Genomic DNA, 26,034 nt, shown 5'->3' on the forward strand with positions numbered 1-26,034 from the left:
CGCGCTCTCCCGAAGGGTATCATCGCATGGGAAAACCAATCAATAAGAGCGGTTCTTCCAAGGGTATACTATTCTAAATAGAATTAGGCTGCTGGGCTAGCAGTTTCAGTCTGTGGAGCGACTGTAAGACCAGAAAGAGGTTTGGCCTCGGAGGTAGGTGCGGAGCGAAGCAGAAAGTCCTAGGCCGCGAGGTTTAGGAATCCCGCGTTGTCGCGCCATGCGGAACGTCGGGAGGATGTCAATATATAGCTAAGTATCTGTACAAAATTAATTCAAATTTGAAACAGCTTATCCAAACCTAAAATCAGACATTTTTAGGTGAGGATAAGCTGTCAATTTTGTTAAAGCAAGGAATTAAGAAGGAATAAGGTAAAAAAAGTTAATCAACCTTCTTCCTTCAAGTTAATTCGATCAAATTACTTTTTCAGTTAACTGAGTCAAGACCTGATTAGACCTTTCGACAAATTCTTTCATACCCTCAGCATCAAAACCTTTTTGTGCCATTAAAGCTAAATCATAAACATGATGACAGATTTGTTTGGCCAATTCTGCCGATGGAGACTCCCCACTGCCTTGAATAATACTACCTTGACTGAGATTGGCCAGATTCTGAATCAGTGGGTGAGCTGTATTCACCACTAAAACATGGTCTTCTGGAAATTCTGATTTTTCCTGCTGCAACATAGCAGTCATATCCCTTAAGCGTCGCATAGCTTCTGGCAACAATACCATTGCTGGTGGGGTGGTTTTGGCATCTTCTGATTTTAATGCTTGAGCTTTAACGTTTATTTTGGGTTTATTCAGCGCTTTTTCAAATAGTTCTTTAATTTGTTCGCTGCGAGTTTTATTGGTAGCTGGATCGACTATTTCTGATTGATTTTCCTTGTCAATTAATGTTTCATCTAGATCGGAATCTACCCTAGAGAATTTAACATCTTGATATTCTCTTTCTAGAAAACTAATAAAGTGGGTATCGATAAAAGAGTCGAGAAATAAAACTTCTAAACCTTGATTTTTGTGCAGCTCTACATAAGTTGCTTGAGATGCAGGTTCAGTACAATAATAGACTCGGTTTTCATGGCGTTCTTTATTACGTTCTAAATATTCTTTGAGAGTGGTGTAATAAAAACCTTGTTCATCAGTGTTTTTAGCATCAGAAGTTTCTGGAGTTACTTCTTGCCAAACATCTTCTCCTTCTGCTTGTACTTCTACTGCTGGTTTTGCTTCAGTTTCAGTTGTTTCAGTTGGGTTAAGTTTGGCTGTAGTGCGGAAAATTATGATGTCTTCTACTTGCTTTTTAAACTTATCGTCATTCAATGCACCAAACTTAACAAATGTACCTACATCTTGCCAACAACTGATATATTTATCTTTTTCATCGCGATAAATTTCTTTCAGGCGATCGCCTACTTTTTTTGCTATATAATCAGCGATTCTTCTGACAGTTCGATTACTTAACAGGGAACTACGAGAGACGTTGAGAGGAATATCTGTACTATCAATTACTCCTCGTAAAGGCATTAAAAATTTAGGAATAATTTCTTCACAATGGTCGGTAACAAATACTTGATTACAGAATAGTTTGATATTACCTTGGGTAACATCTACATCTGGTTTTAATTTAGGAAAATAAAGAATTCCATTAACAATAAAAGGATAGTCAGTATTTAGATGCACCCATAATAGAGGTTCTTCCTGGAAAGGATAAAGATGACGATATAGTTCTAGGTAGTCTTCTTGAGTAACATTTTGAGTAGATTCTCGCCAGATTGCTTTGTGTTTATTAACTACTTCTTCTTCAAATTTTATTGCCACTGGCATAAAATCACAGTAGGTTTTAATCAACTGTTGAATTCGAGTAGTTTCAAGATATTCTTGTTCTTCATCTTGGAGAGTTAAGGTAATAGTTGTACCTCTTTCTGTACGGGGAGAATCTGATAATTCAAATTCTGGAGAACCGTCACAACTCCAATGAACAGCTTCAGCACCTTCTTGATAGGAAAGGGTATCAATTTCTACTTTTTTAGCAACCATGAAGGAGGAGTAAAAGCCCAAACCAAAATGACCAATAATTGCGTCCTCATCGCCACCTTTATACTTTTCTATAAACTCTTCTGCACTGGAGAAAGCAACTTGATTAATATATTTTTTGATTTCATCGGCGGTCATACCGATACCATTATCAGTAATCGAAAGAGTTTGATTTTCTTTGTCTATTTTAATTTCTATTTCTGGATTAGTAACATCACCACTATACTCTCCAGTTCGAGCCACCATTTTAAGTTTGGCAATAGCATCTACACCATTAGAAACTAATTCTCTTAAGAAAATTTCATGGTCAGTATAGAGAGATTTTTTAATAATTGGGAAGATATTTTCAGTATGGATACTGATCTTACCTTTTTCTAGGGTTGTACTCATAATGTTTATCTCTTTTATCTATGGGAATTAATTTTACTTGAGCATTAAGGTAGTTATTCAGGTTTGTGTTCTCTTGATAGATATAAAATCAGAGAAATATTCTGGCCATTTACCCCGAGACTTATTGCTCAATACTATTTAATGATTGTGATTTATTGAGTCTTTTTTTTAAACAGGGATTGCACCAAACATCTGATTCGGATTTCACTACCTAAGCAGTTGTAATATTAATATCAAGGGCGATCAAGGCATACCACAATAGTGAGGGTAAAGAAGGAAGAAAAATCAATAAATCAATAAATAATCAAGATAAACAATTTATATTAATTACATATATTATAAAAAGTAGGCCTATTCAATTGTATTCTGATTAATCCAAAAATTTTCCTATTTGATATCTAAATGTAGAATATATCCATAAACTAGAAATTGATTTTGCTAACCTATATTTACAATTTAATAGTTATGGTTTTCTGTATCAAAAACAAATTGTGATTATATTTGATTGAGTGGTTTATAGAGAGCAGATTCTTTCAATAGTTTTTGAATTAACTTACTATATCTATATATATTATTCATTGTTGAACTACCTCCGATACAGGTTCATAAGCAATAAATTTAACTTTTGAGGGGGTTTGGGGGAGCTATAAGTCCCGCGCTATATTCGCGCATAATTAGCGCCGGGATACATGGACTCCCCCAAGCTAATTTTATCCGGTCAAACCCGGTAAAATTAGCAGTTACTACAATCTGTTTTTTGTGGTAAGATTCTTTTCATGCTGAATCTAAACTACACCTATCGCATTTACCCCGATCAAAAACAAGTCGAGTTGCTCAACGAATGGCTCGAAACTTGTCGAGTAGCTTACAACTACGCGCTCAGGGAACTGAAAGACTGGATTGCTTCTAGAAAGTGTCCAGTAGATAGGTGTAGCTTGGAGTCAGAGTATATAATGATCGCCGATTATCCATTCCCTGGGTATCAGCAACAGCAAAACAAACTCCCCAAAGCTAAAAAAGAGTTTCCTAGTTTAGCAGCAGTTCCCTCTCAGGTTCTGCAAACAACCATCAGGAGATTGCACGATGCTTGGGACTTTTTCCAGAATAGAGGTTACGGATTTCCTAGGTACAAAAAGTATGGACAAATGAAGTCGATACTTTTCCCTCAGTTTTCCACCAACCCAATTACAGGGTGGCAAATCAAGTTACCCAAATTAGGGAAAGTACAAATCAACTTGCATCGACCAATCCCTGACGGGTTTGTTGTCAAACAAGTCAGAATTCTCAAAAAGGCAATGGGGTGGTTTGCTGTTATTGCCATTCAATCTGATATTTCTATACCAGAACCAGAGCCTCATGGTCATTTCGTGGGAATAGATATCGGATTGAACAGTTATCTGGCAACCAGTGACGGCTTTACAGAACCAGGACGCAAATTCTTTGCAACAGAGCATCGTCGGCTGAAAGTGCTACAACGCAGATTGTCGAAGAAGAAAAAACGTTCTGCTAACTATGAAAAAGCCAGGATTAAAGTAGAAAAGCAGCACAATCATATCGGTTTCAAGCGCAAAGACTATCAGTTCAAGTTAGCTCACAAATTGTGTGACATGGCCGGAACAATCTTCGTTGAGGATATTGATTTCCGAGTTATGGCAAAAGGATTTCTTGGCAAACACACGATTGATGCGGCTTTTGGGCAGTTTCGGAGTATTCTTTCTTATGTGGGAAAAAAGCGAGGGGTATATGTCGCCGAAGTAGACCACAAGGGGACATCTCAAACCTGCCCAAACTGCCGAATTGAAACTCCGAAAGAACTGTCTGATAGATGGCATAGCTGCCCAGAATGTAAGTATGAGGTCGATCGCGACATAGCCTCAGCTCAGGAAATCTGTAACCGAGGCTACGAAGCACTTAGTACCCAGGGACTCTGGGGGAAAGAAATTGGCTGTCAAGTCGGGCTGTCGGGGGCTTTTTGCCTAGACAAGTGGCGTCGGGCAGCAATATCTAACAGTGATGTTGGAAGCCCGCGCTTTATCTATTGATTCAGCGCCGGGAGGATGTCACTCGCCCTAATATTGGCATCAATCAAAGAGAGGAAAATACCAATCTTGATGTGGTTTCTGCAAAACGGGGCAGCAAGAATTTAGCTACAGGTCACGAAATTGAGATTCACGGTCCTTGTCTAATTGTTTATCGGCCGGAAAAACCTCACACTTGTGGTGCTACGGTTTGGATTGAGACTTTGGCAACAGCGACAGTGTTTGATTTTGATGGCAAAGTCTGTAGAGTTGATAGTAGGTGGATGTGGGAAGAAGAGGATATGTGGAAGATTAATAAGATTAATATTGATGAGTTATGTAGCAATTCTATTTAAATTACATCTTAAAACTTTACTCAAGATTTGAGTATTGTAAGTAGTCGTGCAAAATAAATTTCCTAATTGAGGAAAGTACTGATGCAATAGAGGATTGCCAGAATGTGTAATTAATTTTGCAAACCCTACTTATACCAAGCATGACAAACAGTTGATATCTAATCCGGCTATGATGTCTCACGTTTTTCATAACCTTGCTTTTTCCGTTTTTATTATTTTTGATAATAGTCCTCAGAATACTCACTTTTTAAAGATTCAATATCCAGCTTATGAAATTGAATCCATTCTTGAATCTTAGAATCACTAATTTCATCAAGTTGATAATCTTTAAACTCTTTAAAAAAAGACTTTACGTTATCTCTCAAATGTTTGAGTTTTCCTTTTCTCATAATCTCAACATGATGAGTAAAGTTTCCTTTATGGGATACATCTTTAGTAGGAATAATTAATATTCTTTTTACTTGGTCTGTTTTGTATTCTTTGTCAAACCAACCGCAGTGGTTATTCATCTGACCTGTTTCAGATTTATATATTTCGCTCCGTGAGTCTTCAACTTCACTTTTACACTCAAATATAAAATAATAATCTTTAGAAACACACCAGAGATTATCAGGGCCTGTTTTATACTTTTTCTCTGGTCTTTCACTCAAAAAACCTATAGCACTGCCTAAATCTTGAAGTGCTTTCTCAAACTTTGGTGCTTCTATACCAAAACTCAAATTTCCTAGAATATCGTCTACAGTCAACATAAGTTCTTCGTAGGTTTTCTGTTTAGATATCCAATCCTTAATTCTTTTAATCCTATTTTCATTTATATAGCTCAATTTTGTATAATTAATCCCTTCTTTTGGTTTAAGAAGCCCCTCGTTCTTTTTCCAAGCACTCTTTTGAGTTAAATTAGATTCTGCTTTACTAATTTTGTACTTATAACGAGCCATAATTTGTAAATACCAACCTTTTTCTGTCTCGTCATTTCTATAGTAATCATCAATTATTTTCTGTAAATAATTTATTGCCTTCTCAGGCTCGTTATAATAAAAACTTTCTTCTGCTTTTCTTTCTAACTCTAAAATTTCTAATATATTTTATAGTTACATATCCAATGCCAAATTTCTCTGCTTCTAGAGCTGTTTGCTCTACTAAATATTTATTAGGACAGACATATAAACACGAACCTTTATTCTGATTTAATCTTGATTGAAGTATCAATAAACCGATTAATGTTTTTCCCTGTCCGGTGTGTAACTTCAAAATTAAGTCTTGGTCTTCTTTTCTATTAGACCACCACTCTTGCAATATTTCTATTTGTACTGGGCGAAGCGGACCTGTTTCACTTTTTCTATCCAACTGATCGTAAATTTCAATTGGATTTACCTTTTTTTGTATAGATTTAACTCCAAGTTTCTTTTTAAAATCAACCATGCTTTTAATGCTTATAAAACTAATACTTAGAAAATAATCGCTTAAGTTAGCAACTTTGTTTACCTTGTAACGATAAATTATTATTAATTATTAATTGCTGAATGGAGAACTAGAAGCTCGCACTCTTATCAAATTACCTTTTCACAAATTCCAATTCCTCTTTTTTCCCAAACACCAAACCACCATCTAAACAATTAATTACCACAATATCCCCACCAACAAACTTATTCTCTAAAATCAAATTTGCCAGAGGATTTTCTCCAGTTGCCAAGTTGGTTTACCTCATATAAAAAATTATCATATTTTTCTTCATTAACACTTTTGCCTATTGACATCCTCCCGGCATCAAATCAGAGTAACGCAATGCGGGATTCCCATCCATCAAAACAACCGAAGTTGCTTAAACTCAGGGCGGGTTGACACATCGTTGGAATCTGCTGATTTAGAACCAGCCTTACGTCTCCTCCGCGTCCGATAAATAATCGACCGTTGACCCTCGGCGACTACAGCCTCCTGCGGAGGAGCTTCGCTAACAAAAATTGAGAGTTGTATAGGTGTTTCCAATACTTCAGCCTTAATAGTTTCAACTTTGGTTATCCGTTGAGTTACTGTTTCAATTATTGGAGTATTCAGAATATTTACAGCAGCATTGATATCACGGTCGTGGAATGTTCCACAATTAAGACAAGTCCACTCACGTTTGCGCAGCATTCCGCAGGAAACATTTAGTTCCTTCTTACCACCTTTAAACCCACAATGAGAACATTTTCTAGTAGTAGGTTCCCAACGATTAATTACTCTAAACTCTTTACCATATTTATCACATTTAGATTCAGTTAATGTTCTGAATTGTCTCCAACCTAGATCGTTAATAGCTTTAGCTAATTTATGATTACGTTTGCGAAGCATTCCGTAGGAAACCATGCCAGAAACATTCAAATCTTCTAACACAATAGTGTCGTATTTACTGACTAAATTAGTTGAGAGTTTATGAAGAAAATCAGTTCTAATTTCTTGGATTTTTGCATGAAGTTTAGCTACTCTAACCCGTGCCTTTTCTCGACGTTTACTACCTACTTCAGTACGAGCAAACTTACGTTGAAACTTAGCTAACTTTTTGAATTTTTTCTGGAGTGGTTTTGGTGCATTAATCTTGTCTCCATTGCTCAAAGTTGCAAATGTAGAAATGCCTAAATCAATGCCAATTGAATTATTAGTTTTAGGCAGAAATTCCGAATTAGTTTCCACTACAAAGCTAGCAAAATATCTATTAGCTGAATCTTTGATAATAGTTACAGAAGTAGGCTGACTAGCTAATGGCCTTGACCAAACTATTTTAATTTTACCTACTTTTGGTAGATAGATTTTATCTTGACAAACTTTGTAATTAGCCCCGACAAATCTTGCAGCTTGTCTAGATTTTCTAGATTTAAACTTAGGAGGCTTGGCCTTGATACTTTTACGTTTACCTTTACAACTATCAAAGAAATTCTTATATGCCTGGTCTAAATCTTTGAGAGACTGTTGTAGTGGAGTAGAAGCTACATCTTTTAACCAAATTAATTCTTTCTTGGCGCTTGTTATGAACTGTTTAGTTAGATCGGTATATGAAGGTTTTTTATCCCCTTTAGCGTACAATTGATTGCAGTGAGCTAATGACTGATTCCAAACATATCGGCAACACCCAAATAGTTGATTTAATTTGGTTGTTTGAATATGATTAGGGTAGATTCTGTATTTATATCTAGCTTTCAATGTTTTAGACTTATGACTAACACTAAACCAAGATCAATATTATTATAGCAGAGGTTGGCATTCATCCCGGCACCAAATTAAAATTATGGTGCGGGTCTTCTGCCAACATTAAGATAATTTTGACTGGCGAGCTAGAAGCTCGCACTCTGATAAAATTACCTTTTCACCAATTCCAATTCCTCTTTTTTCCCAAACACTAAACCACCATCTACACAATCAATTACTACAATATCTCCACCAATAAACTTATTCTCTAAAATCAAATTTGCTAGAGGATTTTCTAATTCTTTTTGAATTGCTCGTTTCAAAGGTCGCGCTCCATAAACCGGGTCATATCCCACTTCAGCAATGTGGTCTAAAGTCGCAGCAGTTAATTTCAAACTAATTTTTTGTTCGCCTAATAATCTTTCAATTCTCTTCACTTGAATCTCCACAATTTGCCGTAATTCATTCTTCCTTAAAGTGTGGAACAATATAATCTCATCCACCCTGTTTAAAAACTCCGGTCGGAAATGTTTTCGCAACCCCCCCATCACTCGTTTATACATCTCCTCATACTTAGAGTCATCCCCCGCCACATCCAAAATATACTCACCACCAATATTACTCGTCATTACAATTACAGTATTACTAAAATCTACCAGCCTTCCTTGAGAATCAGTAATCCTACCATCATCCAATACCTGCAACAATATATTAAATACATCCGGGTGAGCCTTCTCCACTTCATCAAACAGCAGCACAGAATAAGGATGTCGCCTCACTGCCTCCGATAACTGACCCCCTTGGTCATAACCAACATATCCAGGCGGTGCCCCTACTAACCGAGAAACCGCGTGTTTTTCCATATATTCCGACATATCAATCCGCACCAAAGCATCATCCCGGTCAAATAAAAACTGTGCCAAAGCTCGCGCCAATTCTGTTTTACCAACTCCAGTAGGACCGAGAAACATAAACGAACCAATAGGTCGCCCCGGGTCTTTCATCCCTGCCCTAGCACGTCTAATAGCTGCTGCCACAGCTTCCACCGCTTCCGACTGCCCAATTACCCGTTGATGTAAATGTTTTTCCAATTGTAGTAACTTCTGGCGTTCCGACTCCAATAAACGATTTACCGGAATACCCGTCCACTTAGCAACGATAGTGGCAATATCTGCATCCGTAACTTGTTCCCGGAGGAGAGACGAACCTTGAGCTTGAACCTTTAATAATTCTGCTTCCTTAGCTTCGCGATCGCGATGTACTGTTTCAAGTTGGCCATATTTTAATTGAGCTGCGGTATTCAGGTCATAAGCTCGTTCTGCTTGTTCTATTTGTACTTTTAATTTATCCTCTTCTGCTTTAAGGGAATTAATTGTATTTAATAATTCTTTTTCCCCCGACCATTTAGAAGAAAATCTTTCCTGCTTTTGCTTCAAGACATTAATTTCATTTGTAATGCTTTGCAATGCTGGAGAAACTTTCGCAGGTGGAGCAGGTTCAGAATTTTGATCTTTTTTGCTGCCTTGTAACTCTCCTTCTATAGAAAGTTTCTCCATTTCCAACTGCATAATGCGTCTGTCAATAGCTTCTAGTTCTTCAGGTTTAGAAGTAATTTCCATTTTGAGTTGAGCAGCAGCTTCATCTACCAAGTCGATCGCCTTATCTGGCAAAAAGCGGTCCGAAATATAACGGTTAGAAAGAGTTGCAGCAGCAACCAAAGCAGCATCAGTAATTTTTACACCGTGGTGAGTTTCGTAGCGGTCTTTCAACCCCCGTAAAATAGAAATAGTATCCTCTACACTTGGTTGACCAACCTCTACCTTTTGAAACCGACGTTCCAGGGCAGCATCTTTCTCTATATGTTTGCGATATTCATCAATAGTTGTCGCACCTATGCAACGCAATTCTCCACGAGCAAGCATTGGTTTGAGAAGGTTACCTGCATCTACACCAGAACCAGATCCGCCACTGGAACCTGCACCAACAACAGTATGTAGTTCGTCGATAAATAGAACAATTTGACCGTCAGAGTTGGTGACTTCTCGCAAAACCGATCTGAGCCTTTCCTCAAATTCCCCTCTAAATTTTGCTCCTGCGATGAGACTTCCCATGTCAAGACTAATGAGCTGTCGTTCTTTGAGAGACTCTGGAACGTCGCCGTTAACAATGCGTTGAGCTAAACCTTCAGCGATCGCTGTTTTTCCAACTCCTGGTTCTCCAATAAGTACGGGATTATTTTTTGTCCGACGGGATAAACAACTAACCACGCGCCGAATTTCTTCATCTCTACCAATAACAGGGTCAAGTTTGCCTGCTTTAGCTAACTCTGTCAGGTCGCGCCCATATTTTGCCAAAGCATCATAACTAGCTTCTGGGTTTTGGTCTTCGACTTTGGTACTACCACGAACTGCTTTAATTGCTACTTCTAGTTGTTCAAATTCAACTTTTGGAGTAGTTTGGGGGCGCTCAAAACCAGGACGAGTTGGTAGTTGGGGAGTACCTCCACCAAGGAGTTTATTACCAAGGCGTTTGTCTTGGTAAAAAGCTAGTAGAAGGTGTTCGACGGCAATAAATTTGTCTTCCCATTTTTCTTTTGCTTCATCAGCGAGGTCTAGAAAAACTTCTAGACTACGTCCTAGATAGAGATGTTCAATACTACCAACTTTAGGTTGGCGTTTGGTGAAAGAGTCTATTTGTTGGAGGAGATTTTCTGATTCTATACCAACGCGGTTTAAAATTTTGTTGGCTGTTCCCTGTTGTTCTAAAAGAGCAGTGATTAGGTGTTCTACTTCTAGTTGTTGGTTTTGGTAACGTCGGGCAACGTCCTGGGATTTGACTATGGCATCCCAGGCTTGTTCTGTAAATTTGCTTGGGTCAGTTGGCTGCATTTGGACTATTTTAAAATTTTTCCTATAAAACTATTTATAGGGTAGGTCGAACCTTGCTGTCTTTAAAATAAAAGAAGGAAGATAAATTTTGGGCTTAACTTCAAGCTGTTTTATCCGTTCTTAGAAACCTACGATTATCTATATAAATCTATGATTTTCTCTAAATAATCAGTTCTATTCTTGCTTCAATCTGGCAACGTCGGCGCCTGTCCAGTCCACAAGCTGTCACGGTCGTTCGCGTCAGCGGAGCGTAGCTCTCACTGACCGCCATAGCTAAATTCAACTTACTATTTATCTTTTCTGTAGCGGGTTTAATACCCCACCGTCATTTCACTTATCAGTTATCAGTACCTCTGGTTAAAGTCAGAGGCTTGAAATATTGAACTTGATTCTTTTTTCATCCCCTTGAAAGGGCAGGCTATTGACCTTATTTTTTGGTCACTTACAGTGCTGAAAATTGTTTAGGGTCATAAGGCCGATTGTTGACTATCCCCATACAATTTTCCCTTCTGCCTTCTGCTTTCTTCAATTATTGCTAGCTACAACTTCTTTTTCTGAATTGCTACTACGAGAGCTTAACTGAATTAGTTCTACTTTATAACCATTTGGGTCTTCAATGAAGGCAATAACTGTGGAGCCATGTTTCATTGGCCCTGGTTCCCTTGTCACTTTTCCTCCCTGTGCTTTTATTTGTTCGCAAGTGCCATAAATATCATCAACACCCAAAGCAATATGGCCATAAGCATCGCCCAAGTCGTATTGGTCTTTGCCCCAGTTATATGTTAATTCAATTACTGTGTGGTCTGACTCATCGCCATAACCAACAAAGGCTAGAGTAAATTCACCACCTGGATAGTCTTTTTGGCGTAATAGTTTCATACCGAGGACATCGCAGTAGAATTTGAGGGATTCTTCTAGATTGTTGACTCGCAGCATTGTGTGTAGTAGTCGCATGGTCTACTCCTTATTCCTTGACTATATGTACTTTTTATTTTGAAGCAATTTGGTCAATCTTGGGAGTCAATGTTGTCTTACTGGTAACTATTAGCACTCACAGGACTTACGCATTACTACCATATCTAGTAAGATATAACGGTCCTTAGCCCCTACAGATAGTGTACGATTTAATATTTTGCGTAAGTCCTGACTCAGTTATTAGTAGATTCCTCCCATAAGAATTACAGAGATTAACAACTTCTGACTTCTGACTTCCTTAACCTCTTGAGCTTAATTTTCTAGTTTGATCAAACAGGATTGGGTCGCGCAACCCCGCCTTTTAACGCGAAATGTTTTTGGAAGCTTGCTCAAATCCCCGTGACAAAAACAACTTCTGACTTCTGACTTTTGACTTCTGACTTCCTTGACCTCTTAAACTTAATTTTCTAGTTCTATTACTTCCATTTTATAGAATTTAATACTTGTGTGATCGCCATCTTACTTTGGTTACATTCACTCAAATAACAGTTAAGTCATACAACCAAATAAATACAATTTCTATATTACTAAAACTTGATAATAGTGAGATAGTAGTCAGTATTTAATCGTAGTTATTTTGACAAACTATGATAGACTACTTTTTCTAGTTTCGACTTTTCTTGAGTCAAAGCACGATCGATTTTCTTAACTCCTTCTAAAGATATTAATGACTTGCATTGCTTAACTAAATTTTCCCAACTATGTAATATTTGAATTGAATTAGATTTCTGAATTTTATCAACATAAAATTGTGCCCAAAATTTAGGGACATACTTTTGCTTTCTAGCCTTTATTCGCTTTCTCCACTTAGTAAAATCTGATTTTTTTGGTGGTTCTACCCCCAAAATTGGTGGCATATCGGCATAACTTACAAACCTACTTTTACCTTTTCCTACAACATGAATTACATACTTCCAACAGTTTATTTTGTAGATATTATCTGATTTAATTCCCAAATGAAATGCTAAGGCATCTCTAGTTACAAATCTACCCAATGGATGAGCAGAAGTAGATTGATTTTTGATGATTCTTTTCATAAAATCTACCTTAAGTTTATATATATTTTTTTGGGGGCCGTATTTGTTTATTTATGTGTCTGTAATTCTATATTAAATAATACTTGGCTATTTTGTCAACATATAATAGTAAGCTAATTTTTTACAAAAACAAATCAATTATAATTGCCCATTATTGGGATAAATTATGGACAATAATATTTTCAATATTAGATAATAGAAAAACTCAATAATAGAGCCTAATGAAGTATGTCTGGCAACCGTCAAATTCGCAACGTACAGTAGTCAGAATTCAAGAGGAATTTTGTCAGAAAAATTATTTTTTATACACCATTTGTTGCTATTTGTAAGTTATTTATGTCACTAACAAAATAGAGAACAGCGGTGCGACCCAGCGTCGGCGACAGACACAAGGGGTCGGAACCAGGCGTTTTGCGCACTGCAAAACATGATATTAGGTAAATTTTTGTCAAAAATTAGAATTTTTTTGAGGAAAATGTAAAAATAGATACAGAAATAAAAAAAAATTAACTGGGTCTGATGATATGAAACTAAATAATGACTATCAGCGTAATCGACAAGAGCTTCCTACTATTAATATGATGATGGGGGAAGCAGTGGAGGAATATAGTGGACAACATAGAGGCCAAGGATGGACTTATCCTTACGTTAAACATATTCCTATACCTCAGCATCTTTCTCAAAAGCTTTGTTGCGCTAGAGATGATGAGTTAGCTCAGGAAAAACAAACTATTAATGTTGCTCAAAGAGTAAAAAAGAAGCAGGTTGAACCAAAAAATATAGCTCAGGTATATAGAACAAATATATGCGATATATTACAGTGGCGACGTTCAATAGCTAAGGCCAAAGGAGATGAAAGGTTATTAAGTTTGTTAGAAGATGAGTGGCGAGATAAATCTTGTGGATAAAGTTATGATTTTTTATTTTTAGGATGTGCTTTTTGAAGAGAAATTAGTCGATTTTGAAAGCAGTGAGAATTATTTGAAAAGTGGAACTCAACATTAGGTATTTTCAACAATTAATAATTAATTATTAATTATTAATTATTACCTCTCCTTGAAAAGAAGAGGATTGACTAAAAGGAAAAATTGTTCTTCTCTTGGTCGATTGAATATGGCGAGGAGACCTCGCCATCCCACCCTTTTGCTAAGGAAAAGCCTGAAGACTACTGGATAATACCGAAATAGTAGCCCGCAACAACCAAGTTGATAGCCAATAATAATAAAGCCCAACTTGCACGAAAAGAATATTTCATCTAAATTTATTCTCCATATTTATAGTGACGTTCTCCTACATCAAATCAAAGATTATAATGTAGGCTTCCCAACCTTGCGGATAGGGCTTTCTGTTTTGCTGGCGCAACGCTGCGCGTTATATGTCGCGGAGCGAAACACAGGGAGTGCAACCACGCGAGCCCTCCGCAGACAGAGACGATAAGACCCACCGCCTTTTTTTGGGATCAAGAAAATCCTATCATAAAATTGATTCAATATCATACAAACATTTAAAGATTAGGAATTTATCTGTTCTATTTTCCCTTCTTGATTTAAACACTTTCTCCAGCATGATAAGAACTACGCACTAGAGGGCCAGAACGCACATGAGAAAAGCCCATTTGTTGAGCGATCGCTCCAAGCTCGTCAAATTCTTCTGGTGTCCAATATTTTTGTACGGGCAAATGGGCTAGAGAAGGACGCATATATTGGCCTAAAGTAATGCGATCGCATTCTACTTTTCTCAAATCTGCCATGGCCTCGACTATTTCAGTTTTCGTTTCTCCATGTCCCAACATTAGCCCTGACTTAGTAGGAATATTAGAGTTTAACTCCTTAACAATCCGTAATACATCAAGCGATCGCTCATATTTTGCTCCACGACGCACAGGGCCTTGTAATCGTCGTACTGTTTCAATATTATGGTTATAGCAAGCAGGTTCAGCATCTATAACTATCTTTATCCGTTGCTTTTGCCTTTCAGCTAGAGAAACAGATAACTTCTCAACCCCAAGTCCATCTTGACCACCCCAAAAATCAGCCGTTAATACCTCAATTTTCGTTTCTCGGTTCCGTTGTCTAATAGCTGTCATTGTTGCGACAAACCAACTAGCACCGCCATCTGACAAATCATCCCTAGCAACAGAAGTCAATACCACATACTCCAAACCCAACAATTCTACAGCTTCAGCTACTTTTTGTGGTTCCTCCGGGTCTAAAGGCATCGGAGCATGACCCTTATCCACTTGACAAAAAGCACAAGACCGTGTACAAGTAGGACCCATCAATAAAAAAGTAGCTGTCTTCTGGGCATAACATTCGCCTCGGTTAGGACAGCGGCCTTCCTCACAGATGGTATGGAGCTGACGCTGCTTTATAATTTTCTGTACAGTAGAAATATCACTAGCTTTTCCCAAAGAAGGACGCAGCCACTTTGGCATACTCTGAATTTGGGCTTTCATCTCAGCAGTATTTACCTGAGTTGATATTGATTGACCATTTTTTGTAGCCATAAAAAATTAAAAATAACAACTTCGTGCGCTTTTATATTAGCTGAATCGCCCTTGAGCCTCACGCCATAATCTTTCATTTGGCGGATGAATCGGCGGCCAATTGAATAGGTTCGATGCCCATTCAATTTGCAACCATCCCACCAGAAGCTTTCGCCCTAGTTGAAAAACTTGTATTATTATCTTGCTATCACCCCTGAAATTTTCCACCATGCGCACTGCCTACCAATATAAATTAAGGCCAAATAAAGAACAGTTAGCCACAATAGAATTGTGGTTGGAATTGTTGCGTCGGCAGTACAACTATAGGTTAGGCGAGCGGTTCTCGTGGTGGTCAGAAAACCGTTGTCCGGTTAACGCTTGCCCCTTGGTAATGCCAATTCCTCAACTAAGAGACCATCCAGATTATTACTCTCAAAAAAAAGATTTAGTCAATACCAAAGACAAATTTCCGGAATACAAGCTAATTCACTCTCAGATTTTACAGGATTGCATAAAACGAGTAAAACTTGCCTTCGATAGATGGTTGAAAACAGACAAAACTGGACAGAAATTAGGAAAACCAAGATTTAAAGGAAAAGGTCGTTATCGTAGTTTTACTTATCCTCAAATCAAGCAAGACTGCATAGAAGGAAACAAAATAAACTTGCCCAAAATTGGCAAAATCAAGTTGATTCAACATCGACCAATACCGGAAGGTTTTCAAATTAAAACAGTAACAATTAGTCGTAAAGCAGATGGTTATTATCTAACTTTATCCCTAGAAGACAAATCAGTTCCAGCTTTAACAACTCAAGTTGAACCAACATTAAAAAACACTCTGGGAATCGATATGGGGCTGAAAGAATTCTTAGTAACAAGTGAAGGAGAGTCTATCCCCATACCTCAATACTACCGAAAATCTCAGCAGCGATTAAAGACACTACAAAAACGTTTATCCCGTAAAAAGAAAGGAAGCAAAAGATGGTTAAAAGCTCTTTTAGCTGTTGCTAAACAACATAAAAAAGTAGCCGATCGACGTAAAGACTTTCATTTCAAAACAGCCAATGAATTGTTATCAAAAGCAGAAGTTATCGCCCATGAAAACTTAAACATTAAAGGGCTAACAAAGACCCGTTTGAGTAAATCAATTAACGATGCTGGATGGAGTCAATTTCTGTCTATTTTGACTGTCAAAGCTGGAAATGCTGGACAGAAAACTATAGGAGTGAACCCTAAAAATACCAGCCAAGATTGCTCAAATTGTGGGGAAAAAGTCCATAAAGAATTAAACATACGAACTCATTGTTGTCCGCATTGTGGTATTGTCATAGACCGCGACTGGAATGCAGCGATAAATATAAAAAATAGGGCGGTAGGACATTCCGTCCTTAAAGCTCGTGGAGCCCGACGGGATACCGGGGCTGCGAAACGAGAAGCCCACACAATGCGCGTCAGCGAGGGTGTGGGAGTATGTCACAACAAATAGATGTAGAAGCCTTGATTTAGCGATCTTTATGGCCGATCGCCAGAATATAGATAAGATTAATTTGAAAAAACTAACTGATAACTGGAGGAGCTAGTCGTGGCAGGACACAAAATTTTAGTTATTGATGATAGTAAAGTTATTAGGGTAAGAGTCAAAGAAATGCTTCCCCAAGGAAACTTTAATGTTATTGAGGCAAAGGACGGCCAAGAGGGACTGAAATTTATTAGTAAGGAACGCCCGAATTTAATTATGTTGGACTTTCTACTACCAAAAGTTACTGGTTGGGAAGTGTTCCAAAAAATTCAATCCCAGCCTCAACTAAAGAAGATTCCATTGGTATTAATGTCAGGCCGTAAAGAAGAGGTAACGGATAAAATTCCTGAACCTTTTGAGAAACATTTTTTTGCTTTTCTAGAAAAACCTTTTGAGAAAAAAGAACTAACTGCAGCCATTAAGTCTGCTTTTGATTTGGCCAAAAAACGCCCGAGCGAGCAAATCGAAGTTGCTGCTTCGGAGGGGAGTTCTGGTGATATTAAGGCGTTGCAAGCTCAAGTTAAGAAAATGCAAGCTGAAATTGCAGCATTGAAAAAACAAATGGCTCAACTTGTGACTATCATCAAACAAAAGTTGAAGTAGTGAAATCAGTGATTAAATAGGGTTTGCGCTTCACTAGTCTTATGGGTAAGGGTAGGAGACAGGAGACAGGAGACAGGAGACAGGAGACAGGAGACAGGAGAAATGGGAATTATAGAGCAGGTAGGAGGAAGAAGAATTAAGGAGTTATTCTGCGCAACTCTTACCTAAAATGCGCTCTTTTTTGAACCATTACAACCTAAGAGCTTGGACTTTTTTTAACTAAAAAATGCGCTAAACCTTTATATGTCAATACTTTTAGATTTAATCAGCAAGCCCTAAATAGGGTTTGCGTATGGAAAGTCTTTTTGCTGGGGTAGGAGACAGGAGACAGGAGGAACGGGGAATTATAGAGGAGGTAGGAGTAAGAATTGTCTCTCAATTTTTCTGCCATAATCATCCCAAAATACTAGCATACATGAGCTTTTTCCATTCCAAAGCTGGTACTTTTTTCAACTCTAAAATGCGCTCAACCTTTATATGTCAATATTTTTAGATTTAATCAGCAAGCCCTAAATATTAGAAATCTCTAGAAAAGAGGGAACAGGGAGAAATAATTGGCAATTTCTGGATCAGAATTGATTTGATTTTTAATTTCCGGAGATATCTATTGGTTATTGATTATGCGGTTACAAAAAAACTTTCTCCTTTTTCTCCTGCTCTTCTTTCTTCTCTCCTGACTCCTGACTCCTGAGGACTCCGTCGTTATTTATTTTATATAGCAATGAGCGCTGGTATATTTACAAATTGCAGGAGAGACCAAATAGCTAAAAGTCTTATATTATAGGCAATTTATTCCCCCTTCCGGAGCTGTTGCTTTCCGGAGCTGTTGCCTGCGCACAGCGCTATAACTGTTCAACCGGAGATGATATAACTCCTTGATTCAAAGAAAAACAAATTATGGTATTAAATTCAGAATTTCTTACTCAACTAAAAGCTGCTACACCTAGACTATTTGATTTACTTGCAGGTTTTTCTCAGGTTAAGGTTTTAGTAGTGGGAGATTTGACCCTGGATGAATTTATGACTGGTCAGGTGGAGCGCATTTCTCGTGAAGCACCTGTATTAATTCTGCGTCATGAAACTACGGAGCAAGTACCTGGTGGGGGAGCTAATGCGGTTTATAATTTTGCTAAGTTGGGCGCTCAAGTTAAGGTTGTAGGTTTGTTGGGAAAGGATGAGCAAGGTAAAGCACTGCGTCATATTTTTGAAACAGCTAGAGTTGATACTACTGGAATTTTGGTTGACTCAAACCGCCCGACGGTAACTAAGAGTAGAATTTCTGGTCATGCTCGTCAGTCTGTAACTCAACAAATTGTTAGGGTAGATCGAAAATCTGATGATCTGCCAGAAGTTGATTTGCAGTTACAATTGGCAGAGTATATTCAACGACGAGTTGCTACGGTGGATGCAGTAATTTGCTCGGACTATGGGGATGGTGTTTTGACTGCTCCTGTTATAGAGGCGGCTATATCTCATCCACAAAGAACTATAGTGGATACTCAGAAAAATTTACAACGTTACAAGGGTGCTACTCTGTTTACTCCTAATCTTCCTGAAGCGGAGAAAGCAGTGGGATATGCTATTACTAATTCTGAGACTCTATATCAGGCAGGGTTTGACCTCTTGAGGTTAACGGATGCAGAACAAATTTTGATTACTCGTGGTGAGGAGGGGATGAGTATGTTCGATCGCGTGAATAGTTCTAATTCTCCCTCACCTTCTTTTACTTTTTCTGGTACTGGCGATACTCCGATTTATTGTTGGCATATTCCAGCTTTTAACCGGACAGATGTTTTTGATGTTACTGGTGCTGGTGATACGGTTGTTGCTGCTTTGACTTTGGCTTTGAGTATGGGTGCTTCTAGTTGGGAGGCGGCTGTTTTAGGAAATTTGGCTGCTAGTCTGGTAGTGCGTATATTTGGTACTGCAACTACGACAGTGGAGGAACTGAGGGAGGCTTTGCAAGTATTGGTGAGTTAGTTAGGTTCAAGTGGGGGTAGGTTGATAAGATACAGCAGATTCCACTTATATAAACATTTTTATCAAGGCATAAACGTTTGATTTTAGACATTATTTTACTTTTAGGACTTACGCATGAGCGCTATTGGTAGGGTGTGTTAGCGGTAGCGTAACTGAGCAAGACCCCTTATGTAGTACCTTTGCGTAAGTCTTGATTTTATCTTTTTCCTGAAGCATTTCTAATTTAACTTTCTTGATTAGGTAGAGTATCTTTTCCTGAGAATCATATCCTTTTGCTTTTGCTATTTCCCGCATAATCTCAAATTCATCTGGCTCATTTTTGGCAACCCGAATAATGTCTATTTCGCCATTACTAAATTCTGGAGAAACAGTAATTTTTACTTCTCCATTTTTCACTGTTCCTGTTGTTTGTATAATTCTAATTTCATACCTCTTTTTGATTACTGATAATATTTTATCGTTACATATAGACATCCTATTTTATTCCTGTACAAAATCTTGCTACTTTTTGGGAATAGGGACTTAGGGGAGTAGAGGAGTGGGGAAGGGGTAAAAGTATCAGAATTTTTTGTAAGTTGGGTTGAATTAAGAAAGTTCTGTTGTTATGGCTTTTGTGGTGGTGAAAAATCTGGCACTCAAAACTATAACGTCTTAGTTTTTCTGTTGTGGCAGTGAAAAATCTGGCACTCAAAACTATAACGTCTTAGTTTTTCTGTTGTGGCAGTGAAAAATCTGGCACTCAAAACTATAACGTCTTAGTTTTTCTGTTGTGGCAGTGAAAAATCTGGCGCTAAAAACTATAACGTCTTAGTTTTTCTGTTGTGGCAGTGAAAAATCTGGCGCTAAAAACTATAACGTCTTAGTTTTTCTATTGTGGTGGTGAAAAATCTGGCACTGAAAACTATAACGTCTTAGTTTTTCTGTTGTGGTGGTGGAAAATCTGGCACTGAAAACTATAACGTCTTAGTTTTTCTGTTGTGGTGGTGGAAAATCTGGCACTGAAAACTATAACGTCTTAGTTTTTGAATTTAGTGGCATGAAACGCCTAAAATGTTGCAATAGCAATATTAGGGACGGGTTCTACTGGACGCTCCACAGCTAAAACTGTGCGGAGCAATTATTGGTGTCTCTAGAAATCAGGCACTGAAAACTACAACGTCTTAGTTTTTGAATATATTTACTATTATATGATTTTTACTAAAATGGTATTTTAGCACACTACTGAAATACTGAGAAAATTTCTAGCTAAAGGATGGGGTGGTTATCTATGAGAATTTTTTGTGGGTTGGGTTGAAGTAAGAAAGTTTTGATGGTTGCGGAGAATCAATTTTTGTCTTTGTAGGTATTATGGTGATTATAAAAATTATTTTATTGAGCTATGACTTCTCCTAAAACAAATAAGCAGAATCAGATACCACGACGTTTTCGAGAAAGAATACAAGCTGCTAAAGACAACAAACTTAAGGAATTAAACTCAAGTAATGATTATTGGAGAGAAGATGATGAAAAATTAACTGAAATTCCTACTGAAGTTTGGGAGTTAGAGCAGTTAGAAGTATTAAATTTAAGTGGTAATCAATTAACAAATCTGCCGGAATCTATCTCTCAACTTACCAATTTAACTCGGCTTAATTTAAGTGATAATCAATTAACAAATCTGCCGGAATCTATCTCTCAACTTACCAATTTAACTCGGCTTAATTTAAGTGATAATCAATTAACAAATCTGCCGGAATCTATCTCTCAACTTACCAATTTAACTCAGCTTGATTTAAGTGATAATCAATTAACAAATCTGCCAGAATCTATCTCTAAACTTATCAACTTAACTCAGCTTTATTTATATAGTAATCAATTAAAAAATCTGCCGGAATCTATCTCTAAACTTATCAACTTAACTCAGCTTTATTTATATAGTAATCAATTAAAAAATCTGCCGGAATCTATCTCTAAACTTATCAACTTAACTCATCTTAATTTAAGTGATAATCAATTAACAAATCTGCCGGAATCCATCTCTCAACTGACCCAATTAACTCAGCTTTATTTATATAGTAATCAATTAAAAAATCTGCCGGAATCTATCTCTCGACTTATCAACTTAACTCAGCTTAATTTAAGTGATAATCAATTAAAAAATCTGCCGGAATCCATCTCTCAACTGACCAAATTAACTCATCTTAATTTAAGTGATAATCCCCTGGAAACTCCACCAATAGAAATTGCTGGAAAAGGGATAGAAGCAATTAGAAGATTTTTCCGACAGGGAAAAGCAGAAGGAACAGATTATCTCTATGAAGCAAAATTACTAATTATTGGAGAAGGTGGCGCTGGTAAGACGACTCTAGCTAAGAAAATTAAAAACTCAAACTATAAACTAAAAGAAGAAGATTCAACTAAAGGAATTGAAGTTTATCAGTGTAAATTTAAAATAACAAATCAACATAATTTTCAGATTAATATTTGGGATTTTGGCGGACAAGAAATTTATCATGCTACTCACCAATTTTTTCTGACCAAACGCTCCCTATATATTCTTGTGGCTGATACTCGTAAAGAAGATACAGACTTTTATTATTGGCTGAATGTAGTCGAATTGTTGAGTGGTAATAGTCCTGTATTAATTATCAAAAATGAGAAACAAGAACGGAAGCGGGAAATTAATCAGAAAGCATTACAAGGTCAATTTTCTAATATCAAAGGAATCTTAGCAACTAATCTGGCTACTAACCGAGGATTAAAAAAAATTAGAGCATATATAAAACATTACATCAGTAATTTACCTCATATTGGTACTTCCCTTCCGAAGACTTGGAAAAAAGTCCGTGAAATATTAGAAACAGATAGCCACAACTATATTAGTCTAGAAGAATATTTATCCATTTGTGAAGAGAATGGCTTTAAGAAACGAGAGGATAAATTACAATTAAGTGGTTACTTACATGACTTAGGAGTTTGTCTGCATTTTCAAGATGACCCCTTGTTAAATAAAACAGTTATTCTCAAACCAGAATGGGGAACAGCAGCAGTTTATAAAGCTCTAGATAATCCGCAAGTTTATGATAATTTTGGCAAATTTACCAAAGATGATTTGACCAATATTTGGCATGAAGATAAATATGCTAATATGCACGACGAGTTACTGCAATTAATGATTAAATTTAAACTATGCTATAAAATTCCTGGTACTTCTCAAACCTATATTGCGCCTCAACTTCTAACAGAAAATCAACCAGAATATGATTGGGATGAAAATAATAATCTGATTTTACGTTACACCTATGAATTTATGCCCAAGGGAATAATTACTCAGTTTATTGTAGCGATGCACGAGGATATTGAGGAACAAAAATATGTATGGAAAAGTGGAGTTATTCTCAAGAAAAATCGAGCCAGAGCAGAAGTAATTGAATATTACAGTAAGAGAGAAATAAAAATTAGAATTTCTGGGCAGCAAAAACGGGATTTAATGACTATTGTGACTCACGAATTAGATAAAATTCATAGTTCCTATAATAATCGACTCAAATATGATAAATTAATTCCTTGTAATTGCAAGGATTGTAAAGAAAATAGCCAGAATCCTCACTTCTATAAATTTGATGACTTGCAACGCCGGATTAATAATGGTATATTCAAGACTCAATGCGAGTTGTACTATAATGAAGTTAATGTATTAAGTTTAATTAATGATGTAATAGAAAGAGAACCGAGTAGTAGTTTTTTACAACCTAAAGATTCTACAAACCCTATCACAAATCATTATTATGGCTCAGTAATAAATATGAAAAATAATGATTTTATTGGCAGTCAAACTATAGCTGAAAAAATTGTCAATGACCAAAGTCGTAAAATTGAAAATAAAGATGGAAATGTTGTGAGGAATATATTCGGAGATGAGAGTAATATCCGAGATAAAGTAACAGTAAGTTATCCTCAGCAAAAAATGGAGGAACCGAAAAAATTTAGATTTTTAGATTTCGTGACTTGGATGCAGAATGGGCAAATTCTTTTCATCTTAACTTCTTCTATTATTGGCATTCTTTTGCTGATTATTTATCCTCAGTTATATCCAGACGGATTACCAGAATGGATGCCATTTCAAGATATTATTCCAGTTCCACAAACAGAAAATGAATCTAATAGTTCAAAAGAAATGTAACCCATATTCCGCACTTCAAGAGCGTAACATGAAAATTAGTATAAAATCTGTAGCTTGCTTAAGCATTTATACTATATAAATCATCTTCATTTACCGTCGATCGGGAGTCAAATTATCAGTTAAATATTAAGCATAAATACTTGCTGAATTGTTGATTTTGATTGACCACTATAATTTTCTTCTTACTTCTTACCGAAGAATTAATAATTAAATAATTAAATAATTAAGTAATTCAGGTATAAAGCCTCCCCTTTCAAGGGGAAAAAATAAATTTTTTCCTTTTATTCAATCCTCTCCCTAAAAGGGAGAGGTAATTATCAATTATCCATTATCAATTATCAATTATTGAATTATTACTTCTTATTTCTTACTTTTGACTTTTGACTTATATTTTTATGCTACGTTTTGTTATGGGGAATGTAGGATTTGACATACTCCCCGACCTAAAGGTACGGGGATTCTCCTGAAACCAGGATTCTTGGTTTGCTGACGCAAGGCTACGCCAACAATGAGTCCACTTAAACTAAACACCTTACGGCATCTAGTCCAGAGATGGTTCTCTCCCCAAGCGTTCGCTCTATTGCCTCTTTCAGAGGAGCTGCGCTATCAAGAGCCTGTTGCCGTATGCCCTACGGTACAGTTTAAACCTTAAAAAAAACTTTGGTTCTCTGATACTTGTTGCTTAGAGCTTTTCCATACACAAGCATTCCTGTGCAAAACCCCTTAACTCTAGTTTTCAAGGTGCTAGGAAGGCTACGATTAGTAGCTAGGTTTTTAGAGCGGTTGAATACCTTTGCCGCTTTTATAAGTATAACATAAAGTTGCCCTAAAAGTGCAAGGCTTTAAACCCAATTTTTCGGTAAGCACTCCAAAGGAAATGCTTACAAAAAAGGAAGAAGTTAGGAACGAAGTTGGAAGAAGGTATAAGTATAATTAAAAACTTTAGTTGTGGGTATAAAGCCCACTAAAAATAAATATTTATTTCAAGGCACGTAGTGCGATGAAATAATACGTCCTTATTTCAATCCCATGTTTTTCAACCTGGGTTTTTCTTCCTTCTTCCCTCTTCCTTCTTCCCTCTTCCTTCTTCCTTCTTCCTTCGTGAATTGATAACTAACTTGTTATCTAGGAATAACTGAAGTTATTAGCCCATATAGTCTATGCCTGAAAAAATTTTTCCCTACATTTTTCTCTACATATGTAGGTTTTATAGGTGGCTTCATTACTTGTAATAATGAATTTAAAGCATAATCTTCAGATGAGTTGACTTGCCGATCAAAAAGAGCAATATTCATCGCTAAAGGAAGAGCGATCGCTGCTACATCTGGCTCTAATTCTTCAACTAATAGATCGATAGACTGAGGTACTCTAATAGCAGAGCGAATTCCGTCTAACATATTTTCATCTAATCCCAATTGTTGTAAATTAGGACATATTTCTTCCCATTTAATTTTCTGATTTGGTTCCCCCGCTTGAATAACATAAGCTATCAACCTTTGCAGCTTTCCTTGTTGCTTGGTTGTCATTATTTGGATCGGTTCGGTTGCTGTTATTTCTTGGGAACTATTTTGAGATGTTTCTATATTAATACCATCGACAATTTTTTGCCAATCTTGGCGATCGCAAGATTCTGGTTTTTCTACAGTTAAGGAAATAGTTATTTTTTTGTCTAGACTAGCATTAAGTTCGGTTACTTCTGCTTTTACTCCCAAAAAACCTAGCCATTTAGCAATTGTATGAATTAACGTTAGACGGGTTGAGTGACAGTTTGCTAATAACCGAACCTGGGTCCGAACCATGGGACGAACTATTTGTGTCAGCATTATGATTAACGTACTGTCTTCGTTATAAGTTTACTTTTTTATAAGATAACTAATTTTTCTAGTATGAATAGCAATTTTAGCTACAGATTTTTTTTTGTCTTGCAGTATTCTGAATTAAATCTCAAAATTGCTACCAAATTTGATATAATAGACATCTCCAAAAATCAAAAATAAAATCAATTATCGTACAGTAATTATCAGTTCTTTCTCCCTATCCCCTATTCCCTCTTATCTGGATATGTCTAATACCAAATATTTATCAATTTGGCATCACCCCTAACACCTTCTTCATGGCATTCTGGCAAAATTTTCTAATAATAATCAAGGTTTAATCTATTTAGAGCTTGCTAATTAAATCTAAAAGCATTTACAGATAAAGGTTTTAGCTTTTAAGGAGCGAAAAAAAGTGCAATTTTTTGAGCTTTAGCGACCAAAAAGTTAGGATAAAAGGCAGAATAATTGCAGAAAAATCAAGGAATAAAATATCCGACTAACTCCTCTAAATTCCCCATTATACATCTCCAAAAATCAAAAATAAAATCAATTATTATCCATAAATTATCAATTATTCCCCTCCTGGGAGGGGTGAGGGGTGGTTGCCTGTT

At 36.8% G+C, this 26,034-nt stretch carries 19 protein-coding genes; 7 read left to right on the top strand and 12 right to left on the bottom strand.

Features of this window, described 5'->3' with window-relative positions:
• Positions 1 to 411: 411 nt before the first annotated feature.
• Positions 412 to 2,421 carry a molecular chaperone HtpG gene (gene htpG / locus F6K15_RS15200; RefSeq protein WP_293062047.1) on the bottom strand — a complete coding sequence of 670 codons (2,010 nt, stop codon included), beginning with the start codon at positions 2,419 to 2,421 and terminating at the stop codon, positions 412 to 414.
• Positions 2,422 to 3,197: 776 nt separating this feature from the next.
• On the opposite strand from htpG, the gene F6K15_RS15205 reads away from it, so the two are divergent.
• Entirely contained in the window at positions 3,198 to 4,463 is a 1,266-nt protein-coding gene (locus F6K15_RS15205; protein WP_293062049.1) for a transposase, read from the top strand.
• The gene (locus F6K15_RS15210; protein ID WP_293062050.1) at positions 4,460 to 4,795 is read left to right on the top strand and encodes a hypothetical protein; all 336 of its coding nucleotides are present in this window, start codon (positions 4,460 to 4,462) and stop codon (positions 4,793 to 4,795) included. Before F6K15_RS15205 ends, F6K15_RS15210 begins: the two co-directional genes overlap by 4 nt.
• Positions 4,796 to 5,007: 212 nt before the next feature.
• Here the strand turns inward: F6K15_RS15210 and F6K15_RS15215 are convergent, their stop codons facing one another.
• From F6K15_RS15215 to F6K15_RS15245, 7 genes are all read right to left on the bottom strand, one after another.
• On the bottom strand, positions 5,008 to 5,733 hold the full coding sequence (locus tag F6K15_RS15215) for a hypothetical protein (protein WP_293062051.1): 726 nt from the start codon (positions 5,731 to 5,733) through the stop codon (positions 5,008 to 5,010).
• A 91-nt stretch (positions 5,734 to 5,824) separates the two neighbouring features.
• Positions 5,825 to 6,217 carry a DEAD/DEAH box helicase family protein gene (locus F6K15_RS15220; RefSeq protein ID WP_293062052.1) on the bottom strand — a complete coding sequence of 131 codons (393 nt, stop codon included), beginning with the start codon at positions 6,215 to 6,217 and terminating at the stop codon, positions 5,825 to 5,827.
• 133 nt (positions 6,218 to 6,350) lie between these two features.
• Positions 6,351 to 6,488: a hypothetical protein gene (locus F6K15_RS15225; protein ID WP_293062053.1), complete on the bottom strand. Its 138-nt coding sequence runs from the start codon at positions 6,486 to 6,488 to the stop codon at positions 6,351 to 6,353.
• Positions 6,489 to 6,598: 110 nt separating this feature from the next.
• The gene (locus F6K15_RS15230) at positions 6,599 to 7,972 is read right to left on the bottom strand and encodes an RNA-guided endonuclease TnpB family protein (protein ID WP_293062054.1); all 1,374 of its coding nucleotides are present in this window, start codon (positions 7,970 to 7,972) and stop codon (positions 6,599 to 6,601) included.
• 155 nt (positions 7,973 to 8,127) lie between these two features.
• Positions 8,128 to 10,845 (bottom strand): ATP-dependent chaperone ClpB, encoded by a 2,718-nt coding sequence (gene clpB / locus F6K15_RS15235; protein ID WP_293062056.1) that lies wholly within the window; start codon positions 10,843 to 10,845, stop codon positions 8,128 to 8,130.
• A gap of 525 nt (positions 10,846 to 11,370) precedes the next feature.
• The gene (gene gloA / locus F6K15_RS15240; RefSeq protein WP_293062058.1) at positions 11,371 to 11,799 is read right to left on the bottom strand and encodes a lactoylglutathione lyase; all 429 of its coding nucleotides are present in this window, start codon (positions 11,797 to 11,799) and stop codon (positions 11,371 to 11,373) included.
• A 593-nt stretch (positions 11,800 to 12,392) separates the two neighbouring features.
• A complete protein-coding gene (locus F6K15_RS15245) occupies positions 12,393 to 12,857 on the bottom strand; it encodes a hypothetical protein (RefSeq protein WP_293062060.1) in 465 nt (154 codons plus the stop codon).
• A 524-nt stretch (positions 12,858 to 13,381) separates the two neighbouring features.
• On the opposite strand from F6K15_RS15245, the gene F6K15_RS15250 reads away from it, so the two are divergent.
• Entirely contained in the window at positions 13,382 to 13,765 is a 384-nt protein-coding gene (locus F6K15_RS15250) for a hypothetical protein (protein ID WP_293062062.1), read from the top strand.
• Between the two features lie 257 nt (positions 13,766 to 14,022).
• On the opposite strand, the gene psaX is transcribed toward F6K15_RS15250, so the two are convergent.
• Positions 14,023 to 14,112 carry a photosystem I protein PsaX gene (psaX, locus tag F6K15_RS15255; RefSeq protein WP_202222484.1) on the bottom strand — a complete coding sequence of 30 codons (90 nt, stop codon included), beginning with the start codon at positions 14,110 to 14,112 and terminating at the stop codon, positions 14,023 to 14,025.
• A gap of 291 nt (positions 14,113 to 14,403) precedes the next feature.
• The gene (gene lipA, locus F6K15_RS15260; protein WP_293062064.1) at positions 14,404 to 15,363 is read right to left on the bottom strand and encodes a lipoyl synthase; all 960 of its coding nucleotides are present in this window, start codon (positions 15,361 to 15,363) and stop codon (positions 14,404 to 14,406) included.
• A gap of 208 nt (positions 15,364 to 15,571) precedes the next feature.
• Here lipA and F6K15_RS15265 point away from each other — a divergent pair, with 208 nt between their 5' ends.
• The 3 genes from F6K15_RS15265 to F6K15_RS15275 all read left to right on the top strand — a co-directional run bounded on the left by F6K15_RS15265 (position 15,572) and on the right by F6K15_RS15275 (position 19,444).
• Positions 15,572 to 16,828 (top strand): transposase, encoded by a 1,257-nt coding sequence (locus F6K15_RS15265; RefSeq protein ID WP_293062066.1) that lies wholly within the window; start codon positions 15,572 to 15,574, stop codon positions 16,826 to 16,828.
• Positions 16,829 to 16,924: 96 nt separating this feature from the next.
• Entirely contained in the window at positions 16,925 to 17,464 is a 540-nt protein-coding gene (locus tag F6K15_RS15270) for a PleD family two-component system response regulator (RefSeq protein WP_293062068.1), read from the top strand.
• An 897-nt stretch (positions 17,465 to 18,361) separates the two neighbouring features.
• Positions 18,362 to 19,444: a bifunctional heptose 7-phosphate kinase/heptose 1-phosphate adenyltransferase gene (locus tag F6K15_RS15275; protein ID WP_293062070.1), complete on the top strand. Its 1,083-nt coding sequence runs from the start codon at positions 18,362 to 18,364 to the stop codon at positions 19,442 to 19,444.
• Between the two features lie 108 nt (positions 19,445 to 19,552).
• On the opposite strand, the gene F6K15_RS15280 is transcribed toward F6K15_RS15275, so the two are convergent.
• Positions 19,553 to 19,918 (bottom strand): hypothetical protein, encoded by a 366-nt coding sequence (locus F6K15_RS15280; RefSeq protein ID WP_293062071.1) that lies wholly within the window; start codon positions 19,916 to 19,918, stop codon positions 19,553 to 19,555.
• A gap of 904 nt (positions 19,919 to 20,822) precedes the next feature.
• Here F6K15_RS15280 and F6K15_RS15285 point away from each other — a divergent pair.
• Complete coding sequence (locus F6K15_RS15285) at positions 20,823 to 23,606, top strand: COR domain-containing protein (RefSeq protein ID WP_293062073.1); 2,784 nt, start codon at positions 20,823 to 20,825, stop codon at positions 23,604 to 23,606.
• A gap of 1,121 nt (positions 23,607 to 24,727) precedes the next feature.
• On the opposite strand, the gene F6K15_RS15290 is transcribed toward F6K15_RS15285, so the two are convergent.
• On the bottom strand, positions 24,728 to 25,429 hold the full coding sequence (locus F6K15_RS15290; RefSeq protein ID WP_293062075.1) for a hypothetical protein: 702 nt from the start codon (positions 25,427 to 25,429) through the stop codon (positions 24,728 to 24,730).
• Positions 25,430 to 26,034 lie beyond the last annotated feature (605 nt).

It is taken from the genome of Okeania sp. SIO2B3 (assembly GCF_010672525.1).
GTDB lineage: Bacteria > Cyanobacteriota > Cyanobacteriia > Cyanobacteriales > Microcoleaceae > Okeania.

Coding starts and splice junctions, on each gene's coding strand:
- F6K15_RS15205 (WP_293062049.1), top strand. CDS start 3,198: ATGCTGAATCTAAACTACACCTATCGCATTTACCCCGATCAAAAACAA.
- F6K15_RS15290 (WP_293062075.1), bottom strand. CDS start 25,429: ATGCTGACACAAATAGTTCGTCCCATGGTTCGGACCCAGGTTCGGTTA.
- gloA (WP_293062058.1), bottom strand. CDS start 11,799: ATGCGACTACTACACACAATGCTGCGAGTCAACAATCTAGAAGAATCC.
- lipA (WP_293062064.1), bottom strand. CDS start 15,363: ATGGCTACAAAAAATGGTCAATCAATATCAACTCAGGTAAATACTGCT.
- F6K15_RS15285 (WP_293062073.1), top strand. CDS start 20,823: ATGACTTCTCCTAAAACAAATAAGCAGAATCAGATACCACGACGTTTT.
- F6K15_RS15280 (WP_293062071.1), bottom strand. CDS start 19,918: ATGTCTATATGTAACGATAAAATATTATCAGTAATCAAAAAGAGGTAT.
- F6K15_RS15275 (WP_293062070.1), top strand. CDS start 18,362: ATGGTATTAAATTCAGAATTTCTTACTCAACTAAAAGCTGCTACACCT.
- psaX (WP_202222484.1), bottom strand. CDS start 14,112: ATGAAATATTCTTTTCGTGCAAGTTGGGCTTTATTATTATTGGCTATC.
- F6K15_RS15265 (WP_293062066.1), top strand. CDS start 15,572: ATGCGCACTGCCTACCAATATAAATTAAGGCCAAATAAAGAACAGTTA.
- clpB (WP_293062056.1), bottom strand. CDS start 10,845: ATGCAGCCAACTGACCCAAGCAAATTTACAGAACAAGCCTGGGATGCC.
- htpG (WP_293062047.1), bottom strand. CDS start 2,421: ATGAGTACAACCCTAGAAAAAGGTAAGATCAGTATCCATACTGAAAAT.
- F6K15_RS15220 (WP_293062052.1), bottom strand. CDS start 6,217: ATGGTTGATTTTAAAAAGAAACTTGGAGTTAAATCTATACAAAAAAAG.
- F6K15_RS15250 (WP_293062062.1), top strand. CDS start 13,382: ATGAAACTAAATAATGACTATCAGCGTAATCGACAAGAGCTTCCTACT.
- F6K15_RS15215 (WP_293062051.1), bottom strand. CDS start 5,733: ATGGCTCGTTATAAGTACAAAATTAGTAAAGCAGAATCTAATTTAACT.
- F6K15_RS15245 (WP_293062060.1), bottom strand. CDS start 12,857: ATGAAAAGAATCATCAAAAATCAATCTACTTCTGCTCATCCATTGGGT.